This window comes from Mitsuaria sp. PDC51 (assembly GCF_900113225.1).
Lineage (GTDB): Bacteria > Pseudomonadota > Gammaproteobacteria > Burkholderiales > Burkholderiaceae_C > Roseateles.
Genome location: NZ_FOZE01000001.1, coordinates 1004745 through 1023586, shown reverse-complemented (window position 1 = coordinate 1023586; position 18842 = coordinate 1004745). Strand labels below are relative to the sequence as shown.

The following is an 18842-nucleotide window of genomic DNA, read 5'->3' as shown; positions in this document are numbered from 1 at the left end:
TGCGCTTTCGGCGCTCAGGCGCTCGCGGCAGAATCGGCGCACATACCGCCATCGTCCAGGGACTCCGCTCAACATGCTCAGCCAGGCCATCACGCCGCGCGAATTCGAACGCCGCCGCGAGCAACTGGTCGAGCTCCAGCGCTTCCTGGCCTCGCAGGAAGCCGACTACGCCGAGTGCCGGCAGCGGATGCAGCGTTTCGTCGACCGCTACGTCGCCGCCCTGGGGCCGCTCTACATGGAGCTGGACGCGCTGGAATCGCAGCTCTACTGCGCGATGCGCTACCTGCACGAGGCACTGGCCCGCAACGGCCTGGACACCCGCCCGCCCGAATCCCCCCGCGCCACCGCGATGCCGCAGCTGCCGGTGCTGCCCGCCGGCGCGCCCTTGCCGGCGGAGCCCGAGGGCGGCCTGGTCCAGGTCGGCCCGCCGCCGCTCAAGACGCTCTACCGCCGCGCCGCGAAGCGGCTGCATCCGGACCTGGCGCCGGACGATGCCGAGCGCGCCCGGCGCGAACGCAAGATGGCCGAGGTCAACGAGGCCTACGCGAGCGGCGACCGCGGGCGGCTGGAAGCGCTGCTGCTGGCCGCGGGCGAGAGCCTGGTGAAGGTGCGCGGCGGCGACGCCGACGCGGTCCTGGAATGGCTGCGCAACGCGGAGCGCGCGGTGCAGGGCAGGCTGCGCGTGGTGCAGGCCCATACCGCCCTGCTCAAGAACCACACGATGCATGCGCTCGGCGAATCGATCGAGCGCGCCGAGAAGAAGGGCCTCGACCCGCTGGCCATCATGGCCAACCGCCTGCGCGCCCAGATCACCGAGCGCCGCCAGGAGCTCTACATCGGGCAGCGCCTGCAGCCCGAGTCCAGCATGGCCGAAGCCTTCCTGCGCCAGCGCCAGCAGCGCCTGGGCGGCGGCATCGCGGCGGTCTGAGCCTTTCTCCCGCGAGGCGGAACGGGGCGCCGGCGAGCGCGTGCCCCACATGCGCCGTCCCGCTCCCAAGACGGGGTTGCGCGAGGCTCAGCGACGGCCGCGTGCCGGCGTGGGCCGCGGCGACAGGCTCGCGGCCCAGGTCGCGATCTCCGGCGCCAGCGCGTCCACGGCCGCCGCGGTCGCCTTCACGGCGCCCTCGGCATTGCCGCCCGCCGGCTCGGTCCGGTCGAACGCGCGCTGCGACCCGTCCTCCGCCGTCGCCATCAGGCGCACCTGCACCTCGCTGCGCGACGCGCTGGAGAAGCTCTGCAGGCTTTCCTCCAGCTCCAGCGTGACGCCGATCACCACTTGCGGATCGGCGCCCGGCGCGACCGGCGCGCGCGCGATCTGCTGGCGCAGCCGCGTGGCCACCAGCACCGGCAGCGGCGCCGCCCAGCGCGAGTCGCGGTAGACGCGCCGCGCGTACGGGTCGGCGTCCGCGAGCCGGTAGGCGATGCCGGTGCCCTGCAGGGTCTCCGGCGCGGTCACCGCCTGCAGTTCGACGCGCTTGGCCAGCGGCGCCTGCGCCGGCCAGGCGGGGACGGGACCGAGGTCCCGCTGCGTCGGCGCCGGCGCGCGGCTGCCACAGGCGGCCATCAGCACGACGGCCAGCGCGGCGGCGCCGATCGTCCAGGCGCGGCGCACGCCGCCGGTGCGGGGAAGTTCTTCGCGTTCGATCATTTCTTCGCTCCCGCCTCGAAGCCGGATTCGCCGGGGCCGGGTTCCGCGGGCCGGGGCCCGAGGATCAGGCTTTGCGGCTGGTCGCCGATGTTCTGCGCCGCGCGCTCCAGGGCCCGCGCGGCCTGCGACAGGTCGTCCAGCACCGCGCGCTGGCGCGGCTTGTCCGCCGAGCCGACCAGCGACAGCTCCACGCGCCGGAGCGTGCGCTGCAGCTGCGCGGCCGCATCGCCCAGTTGGTCGATCGCGACGGCCTTGCCCTTGTATTCCTCGACCAGCGCGCCGCCCTGCTTCGCGAGCGTGTCCACGTTGCCCAGGGTGTCGCGTCCGGCGACCACCAGCCCGTCGGTGTTCTTCACCAGCGCGGGCAGCGCCTGCGCGGTCGGGCGCAGCTCCTTGACCAGCGCGTTGAGCTCGCCCGAGGCCTCGTTCAGGTGGGCCAGCGTCTGCGACAGCTGCTGCTGGTTGCTGTCGCTGAGCACCTTCTGGATCCGGTCCATCGTCGCCAGCGCGCCGGCCGCCAGCTTCGGGCCGACGTCCTGCAACTGGTCGAGGAAGCCGGGCGCCAGCGGGATGCGCCGCGTCTGCAGCACGCTCTGCCGGGGATCCGCCGGCTCCCTGCCGTCGTCCAGGTCGATGAAGGACAGCCCGGTGATGCCCTGGTAACCGAGCTTGGCCTGCGTGCCCGGCGCGATCGGCGCGTCCGAGTCCACCTCGATGTCGACGAGGATCTGGCGCGGCTGCGCCGGGTCGAAGCGGATCGAATCCACCTTGCCGATCTGCACGCCGCGCAGCTTCACCGGCGCCTTGACGTTGAGCCCCGGCACGCCGGAGGCGGCGACCACGGTGAAGGTCTGCGTGTCGCCGCGGTCGCCGCGGAACCACAGCACGATCACCACCAGCGCCGCGCCCAGCAGCAGCACGAACAGCCCGGTGGCCAATGCATGCGCCTTGTTTTCCATGTGCCCGCCCGAATCCTCTTGTCGTTGTCCTGGTGAAGCCCACCGCCCCCGCGTTCAGGCGGCCAGCTCGTCCCGGTGATGCAGCGCGTCGCGATAGCTGCGCAGGTTGTCCGCGGCGCAGCGCTCCGCATGCCCGAGGAAGAAGTTGCGGATGAACGGATGCGGCTGGTTCACCACCTGCTCCAGCGGCCCGTGCGCGATCAGGTGCTGGTCCGCGAGCACCGCCACGCGGTCGGCGATCGCGAACAGCGTGTCCACGTCGTGGGTGACCATCACCACCGTCAGCGCCATCTCGCGCTTGAGGCTCTCGATCAGCTGCACGAAGCCCTTGGAGCTCGCCGGGTCCAGGCCCGCGGTCGGCTCGTCCAGGAACAGCAGCTGCGGATCCATGATCAGCGAGCGCGCCAGCGACACCCGCTTGACCATGCCGCCCGAGAGCTCGGCCGGCATCTTGATGCCGTCCTCCGGCTTCAGGCCGACCTGCTGGAGCTTGGTCATCACCAGCTCCGCGATCAGGTCCTTGGGCAGGCTCTTGAGCTCGCGCAGCGGCAGCGCGATGTTGTCGAACACGGTCAGCGCGGAGAACAGCGCGCCCTGCTGGAACAGCACGCCCCAGCGGTGCCGTACCCGCGCCAGGTCGGTCGCCTCGCACTTGCCCAGCTTCTGGCCGAAGACCAGCACCTCGCCCTCGCTGGGGCGCTCCAGGCCCAGCATCAGGCGCAGCAGCGTGGTCTTGCCGCTGCCCGAGCCGCCGATGATGCCCAGCACCTCGCCGGCCGTGACGGTCAGGTTCAGGTCCTTGTGGATGCGCACGCCGCCGAGCACCGTGCCCACGTGGCGCACCTCGATCACGGGATCGCCGGCCTGGACCTCCAGCGCGTCGACCGCTTCGGCCGGACCGGGTTCGATGCACTCGTTCATTGCTTCAGTCCCACGTCGGAGAACATCACCGCGAAGATCGCGTCCACGATGATGACCACGGTGATCGCGCTCACCACCGAATCGGTGGTGCCGGTCCCCAGGCTTTCGCTGTTGGGCTTGATCCGCAGGCCGAAGTGGCAGGCGACGAACGCGATCATCAGCCCGAACACCGCGGACTTGGACAGCCCCAGCCACAGGTTGGCCACCGGCACCGCGGCGGGCAGGCCCTGCAGGAACTGCACGTAGTCCAGCCCCAGCGTCGCCCGCGCGGCCACCATGCCGCCCAGCAGCACCATGCAGCTGGTCCAGGTCATCACCAGGGGCAAGGACAGTGCCAGCGCCGCCATCTTGGGCAGCACCAGCCGGATCGTGTGGGAGATGCCCATCACCGACAGCGCGTCCAGCTCCTGCGTCACCCGCATCACGCCCAGCTGCGCGGTCATCGCCGAGCCGCTGCGCCCGGCCACCAGGATGGCCGCCAGCAGCGGTCCGAGCTCGCGCCAGACGCTGATGCCCAGGATGTTGATGACGTAGATGTCGGCGCCATAGCTCTGCAGCTGCTTGGCGGTCAGGTAGGACAGCGTGATGCCCACCAGCACGCCCACCAGCGCGGTGATGCCCAGCGCCTGCGCGCCGCTGCGGTACAGGTGCGCGGAGATGTCCTTCCACGCGATCAGGTTGGGATGGCGCGCCAGCGTGCCCAGGTCGCGGGTCACCTGCCCCAGCAGCGCGACCGCGTCGAGCAGGTGGCTCGCCAGGTTCAGCAGGCCTTGCCCGAACTGGCGGACGTTCTGGATCCGCGGCGGTCGCGCCGGCTTGCCCTGCTTGCTGCCCAGGCGCGCGAACAGCGCCTGGAACATGTCCTTCATCGGCGCTGGCGGCCATCGCAGGTCCTCGGGCTGGCGGCGCCCCCAGGCCTGCCACAGCAGCAGCGCGCCGGTCGGATCGAGCCGCCGCACCGCGCTCAGGTCCCAGGAGACGTTCGCGGTCGGCACCTCGCCGAGCTCGCCCCGCAGCGCCTCGACCCGCTCGCGCAGCGCGAGCAGCGTCCAGTCGCCCTCCAGCCGCGCCCGCACGCGGCCGCCTTCACCGGGCTCGCGCAGCAGGCGCGGCGACGGGTCGGCGGCGGCGGGGGAATCCAGGGGGGCGTCCATTGGGGTCAGAGCATAGCCGCGCGGGGGCGGTCCGGTGAACTCGGCGGACAGGAGATCGCCCCGTCAGACAAGACGCTGCCGCAGCCGCTCCAGATAGGTGCGGCTGCAGGGCACGCGGCTGCCGTCGCGCAGGCGCAGGTGGGCATCGCCGGACTCGGTGGGCTCGATGGCCTCGATCAGCCGCAGCCGCACCAGGTAGCTGCGATGGACCCGCGCGAACACCGCCGGATCGAGGCGCTGCTCGAACGCGCCCAGGCTGCTGCGCAGCGGGTAGTCATGGGACTGGCGATGCAGGTTGACGTAGTTGCCGCAGGCCTGCACCCACTCAATCTCGTCCACCGGCAACAGGAATTCGTTGCCGAGTTTCTTCACCAGCAGGCGCTCGGGCAGCGCGGCGGGCGCAGGCGCGGGCGCGCTGCTGGGCGCCGGTGCGGGCCCGCTGTCGGGCGCGGGGACTGGCACGCTCGCTTCCCCCTGCCAGCGCCAGACGAACAGGCGGTAGGCGCCCGCGATCAGCAGGATGAAGGCATAGCTGCGCACGTCCTTGAGGGCCTCGTAGACCAGCTCGAGCGGCCAGTCGCCGAAGTCGTAATGCGCGTCCTGCGTCGCATAGGCCAGTTTGCGCAGCGCCACCATACCAAGGACATGCGCCAGGCTGGTGATCAGCGCGAACAGCAGGTGCCATGGCAGATGGCGGCGCAGTTGGCCCCAGCGCAGCGGCCGGGTGTCGGCGGCGCGCAGGATCCAGGGAATCAGGATCAGCCAGAGGATGGCGCTGGAGAACTCCCAGACCGCCGGCTCCCACGCCTTGAAGGCGAGACCGGCGCGGCGGATGTCGAGGTTGGTGGTGATCGTGTTGGCGATCGCGGAGCCGAGCAGCAGCAAGGCCCAGGCGCCGCGCTCCACCCAGCGCCGATGGGTCAGGTACAGCCGCAGCCACTTGTCCTCGGTCATGGCGGCGCAGTGTAGGCGGGCGCGGCGCGGTGGCGGTCGATCGTCGCCCCTGGGACGGGGCGGATCGTCACCGCGCGGGGGCGGCTCGTCACATTCCGACGCCGCGCCCGGCCCCGGCACCGATGCTGGCCGCCATGAACACCCCCTCCCCCGCCCTCCCCCGAACGGGGTCGCCCCTCGGAGCGCCCCTTGGATCGTCCCGCCTGACCGAACTGGACTGGCTGCGCGTGATCGCCTTCGCGCTGCTCATCCTCTACCACTCGGGCATGTTCTACGTGAGCTGGGATTGGCATGTGAAGTCGCCGCGGCTCGTCCCGGCGCTCGAGGCCTGGATGCTGTGGCTCAACCCCTGGCGGATGTCGCTGCTGTTCGTGATCTCGGGCGCGGCGACCGCCTTGATGGCGCAACGCGCGGAGCGCCCCGGTGCGCTGCTCGCCACGCGCAGCCAGCGCCTGCTGCTGCCGCTGCTGTTCGGGATGGCGGTGATCGTGCCGCCGCAGGCCTACCTCGAGGTGGTTGAGAAGCTCCATTACAGCGGCAGCTACCTGGATTTCCTGAAGCTCTATTTCCAGGCGTACCACGGCTTCTGCCGCGGCGACGACTGCCTGGCGCTGCCGACCTGGAACCACCTCTGGTTCCTGCCCTACCTCTGGACCTACACCGTGCTGGTGCTGCTGGCGCTGATGCTGCCCGGCGGGCGCCGAGTGCTCGCGCATCCGGCATGGGGGCGGCTGGTGGCCGACGGCCGGCTGCTCTGGGTGCCCTGGCTGGTCTTCGCGCTGCTGCGCCAGCACTTGCTGGAGCGCTTTCCCACCACCCACGACCTGCTCCACGACGGCTACCAGCATGGCGTGTACGCCGCGATGTTCCTGCTGGGCTTTGCGCTGTTCGGGTCGCGCGACGACCGGCACGGCGCCTGGGCCGCCGCGCGCCGCTGGCGCTGGGCCGCGCTGCTGGGCTACATCGCCGTGCAGGGGCTCTCGGAAGCGATCAGGAGCGCGTGGCGCCAGGCCCATGGCGAGGATTTCCCGGACGCGCTGTTGATGGCGCTGCGCGCGCTCAACGCCGGCAAGCAGTGGCTGCCGATCGTGGCGGTGATGGGCTTCGGTCGGCAGTGGTTCGCCGACCGCGATTCGCCAATGCTGCGCTGGCTGACGCTGGCGGTGTTCCCGTTCTATCTGGTCCACCAGACGGTGACGGTCATCGCGGGCCACCTGCTGGCGCCGCTGCACTGGCCGCTGGCGCTGGAAGCGTTCGCGCTGGTGGCGATCACCGCGCTCGGCTGCCTGCTCGCCGCGCTCGTGGCGATGCGCGTCAACGCGCTGCGACCCTGGATGGGCCTGGGCCCCTCGGGACGCTCTGCCCCCTTGGATCCTTTGGCCCCTTCGAAGCGCAAGCGCCGGAAAGCAAAAAGCCCGGCACCTTGCGGTACCGGGCTTTCCGATTCTTCTTATTAATGGTCGGGGTGGCGGGATTCGAACTCGCGACCCCTTGCACCCCATGCAAGTGCGCTACCAGGCTGCGCTACACCCCGACGAAGCCTCAGATTCTATACGCAATTTTGCGGCTCATGCAAGCAAACTCTCTCGAATCGCCAACAGCTCGTCGCGCACCTGCTCCAGCGTCAGCTTCTCGAGCGACACCGTGGTGTGCGCCGCGCCGTCGGCGAAGTCGGCGGCGAGCGCACGCGATGCTTCGCGGTGATCGCGGTAGGCCTCGAGCTGCGCCGACGCGAGCGCTTCCGCGCGGAACTCCTGCGCGTTGGCGGCATGGCTGCCGGCATCGGTCAATTGATTGCGCGCGCCGCTGATCGTGAAGCCCTGGTCGTAGAGCAGATCGCGGATGCGGCGGATGAGCAGCACCTCATGGTGCTGGTAATAGCGCCGGTTGCCCCGCCGCTTCATCGGCTTGAGCTGCGTGAATTCCTGTTCCCAGTAACGCAGGACATAGGGCTTCACGCCGCACAGCTCGCTCACCTCACCGATGGTGAAGTAGCGCTTGGCGGGAATGGCGGGAAGCTGGACGTCCATGGGGATCAGCGGCTCCGGCGGCGGCGGGAAGGGTCAGACTCTACTCGAAGTCACTGCCCGTCGGCGTGTTGCCCTGGACCGCTTCTTTCAATTTGTGACTCGCATGAAACGTCACGACGTTGCGGGCCTTGATGGGGATCGCTTCGCCGGTGCGCGGGTTGCGGCCGGGTCTGGGCGCCTTGCGCCGGATGTTGAAGTTGCCGAAGCCCGACAGCTTCACCTCTCGGCCGCTGGACAGGCTCTGATGAATGATGTCGAAGAAGGCCTCGACCATGTCCTTGGACTCGCGCTTGTTCAGGCCGAGCTTGTCGAACAGCAGTTCCGCCAGCTCGGCCTTGGTCAGCGTGGGCGTCTCCAGGCTGCCGAGCAGCACCCGCGCCTGCTCCTTCAGATCGTCATCGTTCATCGACATCCTCCCCTCCCCCTCAGCCCCGCAGGCGCGCGCCCAGGCGTTCGCCCAGCTGCGTCACCACCTTCGCCACCGCCTGCTCGATGCGTTCGTCGGTCAGCGTGTTCTCGTCATCGAGCAGCTCCAGGCGCACGGCCAGGCTGCGTTCGCCCGCCTGCAGCTCCGCCGTCGGCTGGGCGGGCTTGAAGACGTCGAACAGACGCGCCGAGCGTACCAGGGCTTCGCCGCTGGATTCGATCGCCCGCATGAGGGAGGCATAGGTCACCTGCTCATTGACGATCAGCGCCAGATCGCGTTGCACCGCCTGCAGGCGCGGGACGCCCTGGCCCTGCGGCAGCGTGCGCGCCAGCACCGCGTCCAGCGACAGCTCGAACAGCACCGGCGCCGACGGCAGTTCGTAGCCCTGGCGCCACTTCGGATGCAGCTCGCCGATCACGCCGATCTCGACGCCGTCCAGCAGCACACGGGCGCTGCGGCCCGGATGCAGCGCGGGATGGGCAGCCGCTTCGAAGCTCAGCGCGCGCGGCGCGAACAGCGCTTCGAGGTCGCCCTTCACATCGAAGAAGTCGACGGCACGGTCCTTCTGCGCCCATTGCTGCTGGTCCGCCGGCCCCCAGGCCAGGCCGGCCAGGCGCATCGGCTGCGCGATGCCGGCGATCGTGGTATCGCTTTCCTGCACCGAGGCGTCGCGCAGGAACACGCGGCCGATCTCGAACACGCGCACGCGCGGCGCCTTGCGCGACAGGTTGTTGCGCAGCACCTGCACGAGCGAGCCCATGAGCGACGTGCGCATCACCGCCAGCGGCGCGGCGATCGGGTTCAGCAGCTGGATCGGGTTGGCGTTGCCGGCCAGCTCCTGCTCCCAGCGCGCCTCGACGAAGCTGAAGTTGATGGTCTCGAAGTAACCCAGGCCGGCCATCGCGTGACGCAGCGCGTGCGTCGCGCGGCGCGATTCGGTGCGCACCTTGCCGACCACCGGCGCCAGCGGCGGCGTCGACGGCAGCTTCGGATAACCCAGCACGCGGATGACTTCCTCGATCAGGTCTTCCTCGATCTGCAGGTCGAAGCGGAACGACGGCGGCGTCACCGTGATCACGCCCGGCGCCGACGTGAACGCCAGACCCAGGCGCTGGAACACGCCTTCGCAGTCGGCCTGCGTGACCGGCATGCCGATGACCTTGGCGGCGCGCTCGACGCGCAGCGCGACCGGCTTGCGCTCGGGCAGTTGCGTGGTCTGGTCGTCCATCGGGCCGCACGTCGTTTCCGGGCCGCCGCAGATGGACAGGATCAGCTGCGTGATGCGCTCGATGTGATCGACGGTGCCGGCCGGATCGACGCCGCGCTCGAAGCGGTGGCCGGCGTCGGTCGAGAAGTTGTAGCGGCGCGAGCGCCCCATCACCGCCTTCGGCCACCAGAACGCGGCCTCGACATAGATGTGCTTCGTGTCGTCGGAGACGGCGGTGGCGTCGCCGCCCATGATGCCGGCCAGCGACTCGACCTGCTCGCGATCGGCGATCACGCCGACCTGCTCGTCGACCTCGATGGTGTTGCCGTTGAGCAGCTTGAGCTGCTCCCCCTTCCTGCCCCAGCGCACGATCAGTTCGCCATGGATCTTGTCCAGGTCGAAGATGTGGGACGGGCGGCCCAGCTCGAACATCACGTAGTTCGAGATGTCCACCAGCGGCGACACCGAGCGCTGGCCGCAGCGGGCCAGGCGGTCGACCATCCACTGCGGGGTCTTGGCCGTCGTGTCGACGTTGCGGATCACGCGGCCCGAGAAGCGTCCGCACAGGTCCGGCGCCTCGATGCGCACCGGCAGCTTGGCGTCGTTGGCGACGGCGGCGGGCTGGATCTCCGGCGCGATCAGCGGCGCGCCGGTCAGTGCGGCCACTTCACGGGCGATGCCGTAGACGCTCAGCGCGTGCGCCAGGTTCGGCGTCAGCTTCAGCGTGAACAGCGTGTCGTCCAGGTTCAGGTGCTTGCGGATGTCCTCGCCCAGCGGCGCGTCCGCGGCCAGCTCGAGCAGGCCGCCATGGTCCTCGGACAGCTTCAGCTCGCGGGCCGAGCACAGCATGCCGAAGCTCTCGACGCCGCGCAGCTTGCCCTTGCCGATCTTGAAGGGCTTGCCGTCCTCGCCCGGGGGCAGCTCGGCGCCGATCGTGGCCAGCGGCACGCGGATGCCCACGCGCGCGTTCGGCGCGCCGCAGACGATCTGCAGCAGCTCGGGGCCGCCGGCGTTGACCTTGCACACGCGCAGGCGGTCCGCGTCGGGATGCTGCACGGCTTCGACGATCTCCGCCACGACGATGCCGTGGAACGGCGGCGCCACCGGGCGCAGCTCTTCGACCTCCAGGCCGGACATCGTCAGCAGCTCGGCCAGTTCTTGCGTGTTCAGCGCGGGATTGCAGAAGGCCCGCAGCCAGCTCTCAGGGAATTGCATGTGTTTCTCTCTTGCTCTCTAGGCGACTGACAGCCGTGCTTACTTGAACTGCGACAGGAAGCGCAGGTCGCCGTCGAAGAACAGGCGCAGGTCATTGACGCCGTAGCGCAGCATGGCCAGGCGGTCGATGCCCGAGCCGAAGGCGAAGCCGATGTAGCGCTCGGGATCGAGGCCCATGTTGCGGATCACCTGCGGGTGCACCTGGCCCGAGCCCGACACCTCCAGCCAGCGGCCCTTGAGCGGACCGGAGCCGAACATCATGTCGATCTCGGCGCTGGGCTCGGTGAACGGGAAGTAGCTGGGGCGGAAACGGATCTCCATGTCCGTCGTCTCGAAGAACTGCTGCATGAAGTTCACGTAGACGGACTTGAGGTCCTTGAAGCTGATGTTCTCGCCGACCCACAGGCCCTCGACCTGGTGGAACATCGGCGAATGCGTCGCGTCGCTGTCGACGCGGTAGGTGCGGCCCGGCGCGATCACGCGGATCTCGGGCATCGGCTGGCCAGCGTCGATCAGCGCGCGATGCTTCTTGACGTGCTGCACCGCGTAGCGGATCTGCATCGGGCTGGTGTGCGTGCGCAAGACGTGACCCCCTTCGATGTAGAAGGTGTCATGCATCGAGCGGGCCGGATGGTCTTCCGGCGTGTTCAGCGCGGTGAAGTTGAACCAGTCGTTCTCGATCTCCGGGCCGTCCGCCACGTCGAAACCCATCGAGCCGAAGATGGCCTCGATGCGCTCCATCGCCCGCGTGATCGGGTGCAGGCCGCCGGTGCCGCGCTGGCGACCGGGCAGCGTCACGTCCAGCGCCTCGGCCTTGAGCTGCTTCTCGAGTTCGGCATCCGCCAGCGCCTGGCGACGCGCGGTCAGCGCGGCCTCGATGCCCTGCTTGAGCTGGTTGATCTGCGCGCCGCGGGTCTTCTTCTCCTCGACGGACAGCGCGGCCATGCCCTTCATCAGCTCGGTGACCTGGCCGGTCTTGCCCAGGAAGCGGGCCTTGGCGTTCTCCAGGTCAGCGGGAGTCGTGGCGGCGGCGAAATCGCCGGTGGCCTGTTGCAGCAGTTGATCGAGGTCGTTCATCGCGGGGCGCCGATGCGGCATCTGGCGTCGTTGGCGGAAATCGAAGGGCGCGACGGTGAAATGGCGAACATCGCACCACCGCGCCGGAATGAAAAAAGGCCGAACACCAGGGTGTCGGCCTTTGAAAAGGGCGACTCCGGCAACGCCGGAGTTGCCAGTCCGTCCACGGGCGAGCACCCGCCAACGGACCTTGGCAATTAAGCCAGAGCGGCCTTCACCTTGGCGAAGATGCTGGCGAAACCAGCAGGATCGTTGACGGCGAGATCGGCCAGGACCTTGCGGTCGATGTCGATCTGGGCCTTCTTCAGGCCGGCCACGAACTTGCTGTAGCTCAGACCCAGGCCACGGCTTGCCGCGTTGATACGGGCAATCCACAGCTGGCGGAACACGCGCTTCTTGGCACGGCGGTCACGGTAGGCGTACTGGCCCGCCTTCATCACCGCCTGCTTGGCGATGCGGAAGACGTTCTTGCGACGACCACGGAAGCCCTTGGCCAGGGCCAGGACCTTCTTGTGACGAGCACGTGCGGTGACACCACGTTTGACGCGAGGCATGTTGTATCTCCTTGTCTACTGCTGGATTACAGACCAGCGGTGGGCAGCATCGCGGCGATGTGGCCCATGTTGGTCTCATGCACGGTCGTGGCGCCACGCAGCTGGCGCTTGTTCTTCGTGGTCTTCTTGGTCAGGATGTGGCGCTTGAACGCCTGACCGCGCTTGACGGTGCCACCCGGACGAACGCGAAAACGCTTTTTCGCGCTGCTCTTGGTCTTCATCTTGGGCATGACTGCTCCTTCTATGTGCGTCCCTGCAGGCGACCCCGGGTTCCGGAGTACTTGCCTGGCCTGCAGGAGACTAATGAGCCTGTCGACGACCAGATCGACAGGCCAGGTCTGCAAGAACAACGCCTTGCAAACAGAACCGGGCCGCAGCCCGGTTCTGTTTGCACCCCTTGCGAGGCGAGGGCCGACCCGCGGGCCGGCCCGGCGCATCAGCTGCGCTTCTTCGGCGCGAGCACCATGATCATCTGGCGCCCTTCCAGCTTGGGCATGTGCTCCACCACCGCCACGTCCGCCAGTTCATCGCGGATGCGCTCCAGCATGCGCATGCCGATGTCCTGGTGGGTGATCTCGCGGCCGCGGTAGCGCAGCGTGACCTTGCCCTTGTCGCCATCCTCCGCGATGAAGCGGCGCAGGTTGCGCATCTTGATCTGGTAGTCGCCTTCGTCCGTGCCCGGACGGAACTTGACTTCCTTGACCTCGATGACCTTCTGCTTGGACTTGGCTTCCGCCGCGCGCTTCTGCTCCTGGTACTTGAACTTGCCGTAGTCCATCAACCGGCAGACCGGCGGGACCGCTGTCGCGGCAATCTCAACCAGATCGACGTCCAGGTCACCGGCCATCCGGAGCGCTTCCTGGATCGAGACGATGCCGATCGGCTCGTTCTCCGGGCCATTCAGACGGACTTCGGAAGCGGTGATTTCGCGGTTCAGGCGGTGCTTGCGCTCCGGAATCGCACGACGGTCAGCAAAAGTAGCGATGGTGGTTACCTTTAAACGGGCCTTGGCAAGGGTCCGAAGAGATCAATAAACGCAAAAAGCGCCCGACTCAGGCTTTGTCCGCGATGGCCGTCGAGAGCTTCGAGACGAAGTCCTCCAGCGACATCACGCCCAGATCCTGGTTGCCTCGGGCGCGCACTGCAACCGCGCCGTTCGCCTTTTCCTTGTCGCCGACGACGAGGATGAACGGGACTTTTTGCAGCGAATGCTCGCGGATTTTATACGTGATCTTTTCATTGCGCAAATCGGCCTGGACCCTAAGCCCTTGTTTTTGCAGCGATTTCACAATGTCTGAAACGTAATCCGCCTGGGCGTCCGTGATATTCGCGACAACCACCTGCGTCGGCGCCAGCCAGACGGGCAGCGCGCCGGCGTGCTGCTCGATCAGGATGCCGATGAAACGCTCCAGGCTGCCGACGATCGCGCGATGCAGCATCACGGGCGTGCGGCGCTCGCCGTCCTCGCCGACGTACTCGGCGCCCAGGCGGCCCGGCATCGAGAAGTCGACCTGCATCGTGCCGCACTGCCACTGGCGGCCGATCGCGTCCTTGAGCGTGTATTCGATCTTCGGACCGTAGAAGGCGCCATCGCCGGGGGCGATGATGAATTCCACGCCGGAGGCGCGCAGCGACTCCATCAGCGCGAACTCGGCCTTGTCCCAGACCTCATCGGAGCCGATGCGCGCCTCGGGGCGCGTCGCGACCTTGTAGATGATGTTCTCGAAACCGAAGTCCTTGTAGACCTTCTGCAACAGTGCCGTGTACGCCACGCATTCGGCCAGGATCTGGTCTTCCGTGCAGAAGATGTGGCCGTCGTCCTGCGTGAAGCCGCGCACGCGCATGATGCCGTGCAGGCCGCCCGTGGGCTCGTTGCGATGGCACTGGCCGAACTCGCCGAAGCGCAGCGGCAGATCGCGGTAGCTCTTGATGCCGTGCTTGAAGATCAGGATGTGACCGGGACAGTTCATCGGCTTGAGCGCGTAATCGCGCTTCTCCGATTCCGTCGTGAACATGTTGTCGCGGTACTTGTCCCAGTGGCCCGTGGCCTCCCACAGCGTCTTGTCGAGCAGTTGCGGGCCCTTGACTTCCTGGTAGCCGTTGTCGCGGTACACGCGGCGCATGTACTGCTCGACTTCCTGCCACACCGTCCAGCCCTTGGGATGCCAAAACACCACGCCCGGCGCGTGCTCGTCGATGTGGAACAGCTCCAGCTCCTTGCCGAGCTTGCGGTGGTCGCGCTTCTCGGCTTCCTCGAGCATGCGCAGGTAGTTGGTCAGGTCGTCCTTCGTCGCCCAGGCCGTGCCGTAGATGCGCTGGAGCTGCTCGTTGCGGTGGTCGCCGCGCCAGTAGGCGCCCGCCACCTTCATCAGCTTGAAGAACTTGAGCTTGCCGGTGGACGGGACGTGCGGGCCGCGGCACAGGTCGGTGAAGCCGCCCTCGGCGTAGAGCGACACGTCCTGGTCGGCCGGGATGCTCTCGATGATCTCGGCCTTGTAGGCCTCGCCGATGCCTTTGAAGTACTGCACCGCCTCGTCGCGCGGCAGCACCGAGCGCGTCACCTTCTCGTCCTTCTTCGCGAGCTCGGCCATCTTGGCCTCGATCGCCGCGAGGTCCTCGGGCGTGAAGGGGCGCTTGTAGGAGAAGTCGTAATAGAAGCCGTGCTCGATGACGGGGCCGATCGTGACCTGGGCGTCGGGGAACAGCTCCTTGACCGCGTAGGCCAGCAGGTGGGCCGTCGAGTGGCGGATCACCTCCAGCCCGTCCGGATCCTTGTCCGTGACGATGGCCAGCTGCGTGTCCTGGTCGATGAGGAAGCTCGTGTCGACGAGCCGGGCGTTCTCGCCCGCGCCGACGCGGCCGGCCAGCGCAGCCTTGGCCAGGCCCGTGCCGATCGAGGCGGCCACCTCGGCGACGGTCACCGGCTGCGGGAACTCGCGCTTCGAACCGTCGGGCAGTTGGATGGAAATTTGGGACATGTTCGGGTACTCCAGAAAACAAAAAGCGCGGCCACTTGCCGCGCTTGATCTGGGGTGCTGACTGTTTCCGGACAGCAGGGGAAAAGACGTGACGAGCCGCGGCCGCTCAAACCTTCGCAGTGGAGGTGCTAGTCCGCGGTGTCATAACCGATTCGCCTTTCCCGGTCCTTGTTGGAAAAAGAAATGAAGGCGGCAGTGTAGCTCAGAGCGCCTGGATGTCGAGCGACGGGCGGCTGCAGGCCTCCTGGAATTCGTCGCGCAGGCGCTCGCCCTCGCGCACCGCGCGCAGCCAGTCGCGGGCGCGGCCCGGCACGTCGTTCAGGTAGCGCTGGAAGTCGTTGCGGTCGGGCAGCTTGCCATTGGGCAGCGTCTTCACCCACTCGGGGTTGGGCGTCAGCAGCACGACGTTGTCGAGGAAGGCGCTGGTGCGGTGCCGGTGCTTGAGCGCCTTGTCCAGCCATCCGGGAATCACGCTCGACTGGAAATGCGGATAGAGCGCGATGCCGTCGCCCACCATCGCCGCGTAGTTCAGGTGCAGGTGGTAGTCGGTGATGCCGCCGTCCCAGTAGGCGCCGGCGGGCGCGCCTTCGATGTCGTGCACGGCCTGCAGCCAGAACGGGATGGAGCAGCTCGCCAGCAGGCTGGGCTTGAGGTTGCCGGCGTCCAGCGCGACCTGGTGGCTGCGGTAGTCCGCGAGCGGCATCGGCAGCGGCGAGCGCTTGTCGGAGAACACCACCCGCTCCAGCCAGGCGCCCATCGCGCGGCGCGACATCGCATTGGCCGCGAAGGCGCCGAGGTAGCCCAGCGGCGTGCGCAGCCGCCCTTCCCGCCCGAGCACATGTTTCCCGCGCGAGGTGAACACATGCAGCCGGAACTGGGGATGGGCGAGCACCTCGGCCTCGCGCCCGCCGAAGATCTCGGCCAGCTTCTGCGAGAAGGCGCGGGTGACGGTCGCGGCGCTCGGGCGCTTGCCGGGCTCGGACTCGTAGTCCTGGTGGGCGTAGTCGTGGGCGAGGCGTTCGAACTCGGCGCGGCAACCGGCGGCGTCGCGGCTCAGGCAGGCGGTGGCCATGCGCCAGGCGCCGATCGAGGCGCCCAGCAGGTGCACCTCCTGGCCGCCGGACGGGAGGAACTCCCCGAACAGATGGGCGTCGAGCGCGCTGAGGATCAGCCCCTTGGGGCCGCCGGCCGCGCCGGGCACGGCGCGCACGTCGGCGGCGCGCAGGCCATGGTCGCGCAGCCGTTGGCGCGCACGGGGTCCGGCGAGGATCTGCAAGGCCTGCATCGGGCGGTTCGTCCTTTCATGGGGCAACGACGCCCGACGCGGCCGGTCGCTCCTCGCCTGATCGTCAGGTTCAGAGCTTCATTTCCAGGTTGAGCTGGAACCAGGGCTTGAGGCTGCGGCCGGTGGCGTAGTAGTCGCCATTGGCCAGCGTGGTCTCGGCCCGCGCGTCGAGCGGGAAGAGATTATTGGCCGAGAAGCGGACCGAGGTCTTGGGGTTGACCATCCATTGGGCGAAGACGTCCAGGCCGCGGTTGCGCGAGAACTCGACCTGCTGGCGGTCGGTCTGGCGGACCGTGTAGACCGGCGTGTAGTTCAGGTTGGCGCCGGTGGTGACCGGCACGCCGCTGAAGCGGTAGTCGAAGCCCAGGTTGGCGGTCCAGGGCTGCTGCTGGTCCAGGCGATTGTCCGGCCCGGACACGGCCTTCACCCGCGAGCGGTAGACACTGAACGAGCTGCGCAGGTTCAGCGGCGTCCTGGCCTCGAACAGCGACGGGAACAGCTCGCCGGCGCGGCCCTTGAGCTCCAGTTCGATGCCGCTGGTGGTGGCGCTGGAGAAGTTGGTCGGGCGGATCACGTAGCGCGGCACCGGCACCAGCGCGCTGGCCGGATCCAGCGTCACGACGTTGCGGATCAGCTGGCTGATGTTGCGGTGGAACAGGCCGACGCTGAAGAGACTGCCGCCGCTCAGGTACTTCTCGTAGGCGATGTCCAGGCCGGTGGCGAGTTCCGGCTTGAGGCCCGGATTGCCGACGCGGTCGGGATTGAGTTCGTCGTTGGCCTGGCCGGGGTCGGGGAACTTGCTGTTCAGCGTGTAGCGGCCCAGCATCTGCGTCAGCTCCGGCGCCTTGTAGCTGCGCGTCAGGCTGGCGCGGATCATGTCGCGCGCCTTCGGGTCCAGCTTGTAGGTCAGGTGCCACAGCGGCGACAGCACGCTGGAGCTGTTGCGCGCATCGGTGGCGACGCCGCGGCTGGTGGTGACGATGCGCTCATGGCGCAGGCCGAAGTAGGTCGACCACTGCGGGTTGATCTCCCACTCGTCCTGGATGAAGAAGGCCTGGCGGCGGATGCGCGCGCCGAAGTTCTCGCCGTTGAGCGCGGGCAGCTGCTCGCCGCCGGCGACGGTGGTGTCGCGGATCTCGTCGCGCTTGCGGAACTCGAAGTCCCAGCCCAGCGTCACCGTGTGCTCGTCGCCCAGGATCTGGCTGTACTTGCCGGCCTGGGTCAGGCTGCGGTCGCGGCTGTCGATCAGCGCGTCCACCGGCGCGGCCGCGTTCAGCGTGTGGTTCTCGATGTGGTTCTTCGCATCCTGCACGCCGGCCTTGAGCTCCCACTTCTGCGTCTCGCTGAAGCGGTTGTTCCACTGCAGGTTGGCGCGCAGCATCTGCCAGACGCCCTGGTTGTCGCTGTCGTCATCCAGGCGCGGTGTCTTGTACTGGCCGTCCGGCACCAGGCGGACCGAGTTGTTCCACCAGCCCTTCTGCGCGAAGCCCTGCAGCGACACGCTCTCGTCGTCGCTGATCTTCCAGGTCGCGCGCGGCGCGGAGTTGAAGGCGTGGCCCCAGTTGCGCATCTTGCCGTGCTGCGCGGCGACGACCGGCTGGTCGTTCAGGTCGGTGCCGTTGCGCTCGGTCGAGGAACGCATCTCCTGCAGCCACTGGAAGGCGGACACCGGCACCGACAGCGAGACCGGCCCGAAGCGCTCGCCGAAGGTGAAGGTGGCCGAGGGGACCGGATGGTTGATGTTGTAGCCGGCGCCGATGCGCAGGTCGCGCTGCGACACGCGCGGCGCCTCCTTCAGGATGATGTTGATCGCGCCGGCCACGGCCTGTGCGCTCTGGTCGGCGCTGGGGCCCTTGGTGACCTCGATGCGCTCGACCTGCGCCGGATCCAGCTGGTCCAGCTTGAAGCCCGGGGGCGCCGGATCGCCGTTGATCAGGATCAGCGTGTAGCCCGAGCCCAGCCCGCGCATGCGGGGGGCGCCGTCGGCCACGTTGACGCCGGGCAGCCGCTTGAGCACGTCGGCCACGCTGGTGTCGCCGTAGCGGTCCAGCTCCTCGCGCCCGTAGACCTGCTTGGCCACCGGCGCGCGGCGGCGCAGGTCCGAATCGTTGGCGCGGCCGGTGATCTCGACGCGATCCAGGCGGCGGCCCGCGGCCGGCTCGTTGCCCATGCCCGGGGGCGCTTCCTGGGCCCAGGCGGACACCGCGGGCAGGGCGACGGTCAGGCAGACAAGGGCACAGGCCCTGGCGATGGCGTGGGTCTTCAAGGGGGCTCCCGAGATTCGTGTCGACACGATGGCGATGTGTCGACTTTTGTCATTGACGGTAAACGGCGCGCAGCGTAGCTGCACGCCGCCCGTTCTGACACCTCGGCTGCGACCGGCCGCGAAAAATGTGGGATCAAACGCGATTCGACGCCGCGGACGGCATGGCC

Annotated in this window: 17 protein-coding genes and 1 tRNA gene; 2 read left to right on the top strand and 16 right to left on the bottom strand. The window is 68.5% G+C overall.

Annotated features, from left to right (window positions below; all coding sequences use genetic code 11):
- The first annotated feature begins 73 nt into the window (after positions 1-73).
- Positions 74-928, top strand: coding sequence for a J domain-containing protein (locus BM393_RS04530; protein WP_091722697.1), 855 nt, complete (start codon positions 74-76; stop codon positions 926-928).
- A gap of 87 nt (positions 929-1015) precedes the next feature.
- Here the strand turns inward: BM393_RS04530 and BM393_RS04525 are convergent, their stop codons facing one another.
- From BM393_RS04525 to BM393_RS04505, 5 genes are all read right to left on the bottom strand, one after another.
- Positions 1016-1648 (bottom strand): ABC-type transport auxiliary lipoprotein family protein, encoded by a 633-nt coding sequence (locus BM393_RS04525; protein ID WP_091722693.1) that lies wholly within the window; start codon positions 1646-1648, stop codon positions 1016-1018.
- Entirely contained in the window at positions 1645-2607 is a 963-nt protein-coding gene (locus BM393_RS04520; RefSeq protein ID WP_091722689.1) for an MlaD family protein, read from the bottom strand. Before BM393_RS04520 ends, BM393_RS04525 begins: the two co-directional genes overlap by 4 nt.
- A 54-nt stretch (positions 2608-2661) precedes the next feature.
- Positions 2662-3528, bottom strand: coding sequence for an ABC transporter ATP-binding protein (locus tag BM393_RS04515; protein WP_091722684.1), 867 nt, complete (start codon positions 3526-3528; stop codon positions 2662-2664).
- A complete protein-coding gene (locus BM393_RS04510) occupies positions 3525-4682 on the bottom strand; it encodes an ABC transporter permease (RefSeq protein WP_091722681.1) in 1158 nt (385 codons plus the stop codon). The genes BM393_RS04515 and BM393_RS04510 overlap by 4 nt, the downstream gene beginning before the upstream one ends.
- A 63-nt stretch (positions 4683-4745) precedes the next feature.
- Entirely contained in the window at positions 4746-5636 is an 891-nt protein-coding gene (locus BM393_RS04505) for a LytTR family DNA-binding domain-containing protein (protein WP_091722678.1), read from the bottom strand.
- Positions 5637-5770: 134 nt separating this feature from the next.
- On the opposite strand from BM393_RS04505, the gene BM393_RS04500 reads away from it, so the two are divergent.
- The gene (locus BM393_RS04500; RefSeq protein ID WP_175538186.1) at positions 5771-7093 is read left to right on the top strand and encodes an acyltransferase family protein; all 1323 of its coding nucleotides are present in this window, start codon (positions 5771-5773) and stop codon (positions 7091-7093) included.
- On the opposite strand, the gene BM393_RS04495 is transcribed toward BM393_RS04500, so the two are convergent.
- From BM393_RS04495 to BM393_RS04445, 11 genes are all read right to left on the bottom strand, one after another.
- Positions 7094-7170, bottom strand: a tRNA-Pro gene (locus BM393_RS04495).
- 34 nt (positions 7171-7204) lie between these two features.
- Complete coding sequence (locus BM393_RS04490; RefSeq protein ID WP_091722670.1) at positions 7205-7666, bottom strand: MerR family transcriptional regulator; 462 nt, start codon at positions 7664-7666, stop codon at positions 7205-7207.
- A 40-nt stretch (positions 7667-7706) separates the two neighbouring features.
- Positions 7707-8072 (bottom strand): integration host factor subunit alpha, encoded by a 366-nt coding sequence (locus BM393_RS04485; protein WP_091722666.1) that lies wholly within the window; start codon positions 8070-8072, stop codon positions 7707-7709.
- Positions 8073-8091: 19 nt separating this feature from the next.
- On the bottom strand, positions 8092-10515 hold the full coding sequence (gene pheT / locus BM393_RS04480) for a phenylalanine--tRNA ligase subunit beta (protein WP_091722661.1): 2424 nt from the start codon (positions 10513-10515) through the stop codon (positions 8092-8094).
- 39 nt (positions 10516-10554) lie between these two features.
- The gene (gene pheS / locus BM393_RS04475; protein WP_067062294.1) at positions 10555-11592 is read right to left on the bottom strand and encodes a phenylalanine--tRNA ligase subunit alpha; all 1038 of its coding nucleotides are present in this window, start codon (positions 11590-11592) and stop codon (positions 10555-10557) included.
- Between the two features lie 197 nt (positions 11593-11789).
- Positions 11790-12146: a 50S ribosomal protein L20 gene (gene rplT / locus BM393_RS04470; protein ID WP_058934277.1), complete on the bottom strand. Its 357-nt coding sequence runs from the start codon at positions 12144-12146 to the stop codon at positions 11790-11792.
- A 26-nt stretch (positions 12147-12172) separates the two neighbouring features.
- Complete coding sequence (gene rpmI / locus BM393_RS04465) at positions 12173-12376, bottom strand: 50S ribosomal protein L35 (protein ID WP_091722658.1); 204 nt, start codon at positions 12374-12376, stop codon at positions 12173-12175.
- Positions 12377-12582: 206 nt separating this feature from the next.
- A complete protein-coding gene (gene infC, locus BM393_RS04460) occupies positions 12583-13131 on the bottom strand; it encodes a translation initiation factor IF-3 (protein WP_217648428.1) in 549 nt (182 codons plus the stop codon).
- A 67-nt stretch (positions 13132-13198) separates the two neighbouring features.
- On the bottom strand, positions 13199-15124 hold the full coding sequence (gene thrS, locus BM393_RS04455) for a threonine--tRNA ligase (RefSeq protein WP_091722651.1): 1926 nt from the start codon (positions 15122-15124) through the stop codon (positions 13199-13201).
- A gap of 202 nt (positions 15125-15326) precedes the next feature.
- Positions 15327-16409 carry a patatin-like phospholipase family protein gene (locus BM393_RS04450; RefSeq protein ID WP_091722648.1) on the bottom strand — a complete coding sequence of 361 codons (1083 nt, stop codon included), beginning with the start codon at positions 16407-16409 and terminating at the stop codon, positions 15327-15329.
- A 70-nt stretch (positions 16410-16479) separates the two neighbouring features.
- Complete coding sequence (locus BM393_RS04445; protein ID WP_141225219.1) at positions 16480-18675, bottom strand: TonB-dependent siderophore receptor; 2196 nt, start codon at positions 18673-18675, stop codon at positions 16480-16482.
- Between the last annotated feature and the right edge of the window lie 167 nt (positions 18676-18842).

Coding starts and splice junctions, on each gene's coding strand:
- BM393_RS04520 (WP_091722689.1), bottom strand. CDS start 2,607: ATGGAAAACAAGGCGCATGCATTGGCCACCGGGCTGTTCGTGCTGCTG.
- BM393_RS04515 (WP_091722684.1), bottom strand. CDS start 3,528: ATGAACGAGTGCATCGAACCCGGTCCGGCCGAAGCGGTCGACGCGCTG.
- BM393_RS04485 (WP_091722666.1), bottom strand. CDS start 8,072: ATGAACGATGACGATCTGAAGGAGCAGGCGCGGGTGCTGCTCGGCAGC.
- rpmI (WP_091722658.1), bottom strand. CDS start 12,376: ATGCCCAAGATGAAGACCAAGAGCAGCGCGAAAAAGCGTTTTCGCGTT.
- pheT (WP_091722661.1), bottom strand. CDS start 10,515: ATGCAATTCCCTGAGAGCTGGCTGCGGGCCTTCTGCAATCCCGCGCTG.
- BM393_RS04525 (WP_091722693.1), bottom strand. CDS start 1,648: ATGATCGAACGCGAAGAACTTCCCCGCACCGGCGGCGTGCGCCGCGCC.
- thrS (WP_091722651.1), bottom strand. CDS start 15,124: ATGTCCCAAATTTCCATCCAACTGCCCGACGGTTCGAAGCGCGAGTTC.
- BM393_RS04490 (WP_091722670.1), bottom strand. CDS start 7,666: ATGGACGTCCAGCTTCCCGCCATTCCCGCCAAGCGCTACTTCACCATC.
- BM393_RS04505 (WP_091722678.1), bottom strand. CDS start 5,636: ATGACCGAGGACAAGTGGCTGCGGCTGTACCTGACCCATCGGCGCTGG.
- rplT (WP_058934277.1), bottom strand. CDS start 12,146: ATGCCTCGCGTCAAACGTGGTGTCACCGCACGTGCTCGTCACAAGAAG.
- pheS (WP_067062294.1), bottom strand. CDS start 11,592: ATGAACGACCTCGATCAACTGCTGCAACAGGCCACCGGCGATTTCGCC.
- BM393_RS04450 (WP_091722648.1), bottom strand. CDS start 16,409: ATGCAGGCCTTGCAGATCCTCGCCGGACCCCGTGCGCGCCAACGGCTG.
- BM393_RS04510 (WP_091722681.1), bottom strand. CDS start 4,682: ATGGACGCCCCCCTGGATTCCCCCGCCGCCGCCGACCCGTCGCCGCGC.
- BM393_RS04500 (WP_175538186.1), top strand. CDS start 5,771: ATGAACACCCCCTCCCCCGCCCTCCCCCGAACGGGGTCGCCCCTCGGA.
- BM393_RS04530 (WP_091722697.1), top strand. CDS start 74: ATGCTCAGCCAGGCCATCACGCCGCGCGAATTCGAACGCCGCCGCGAG.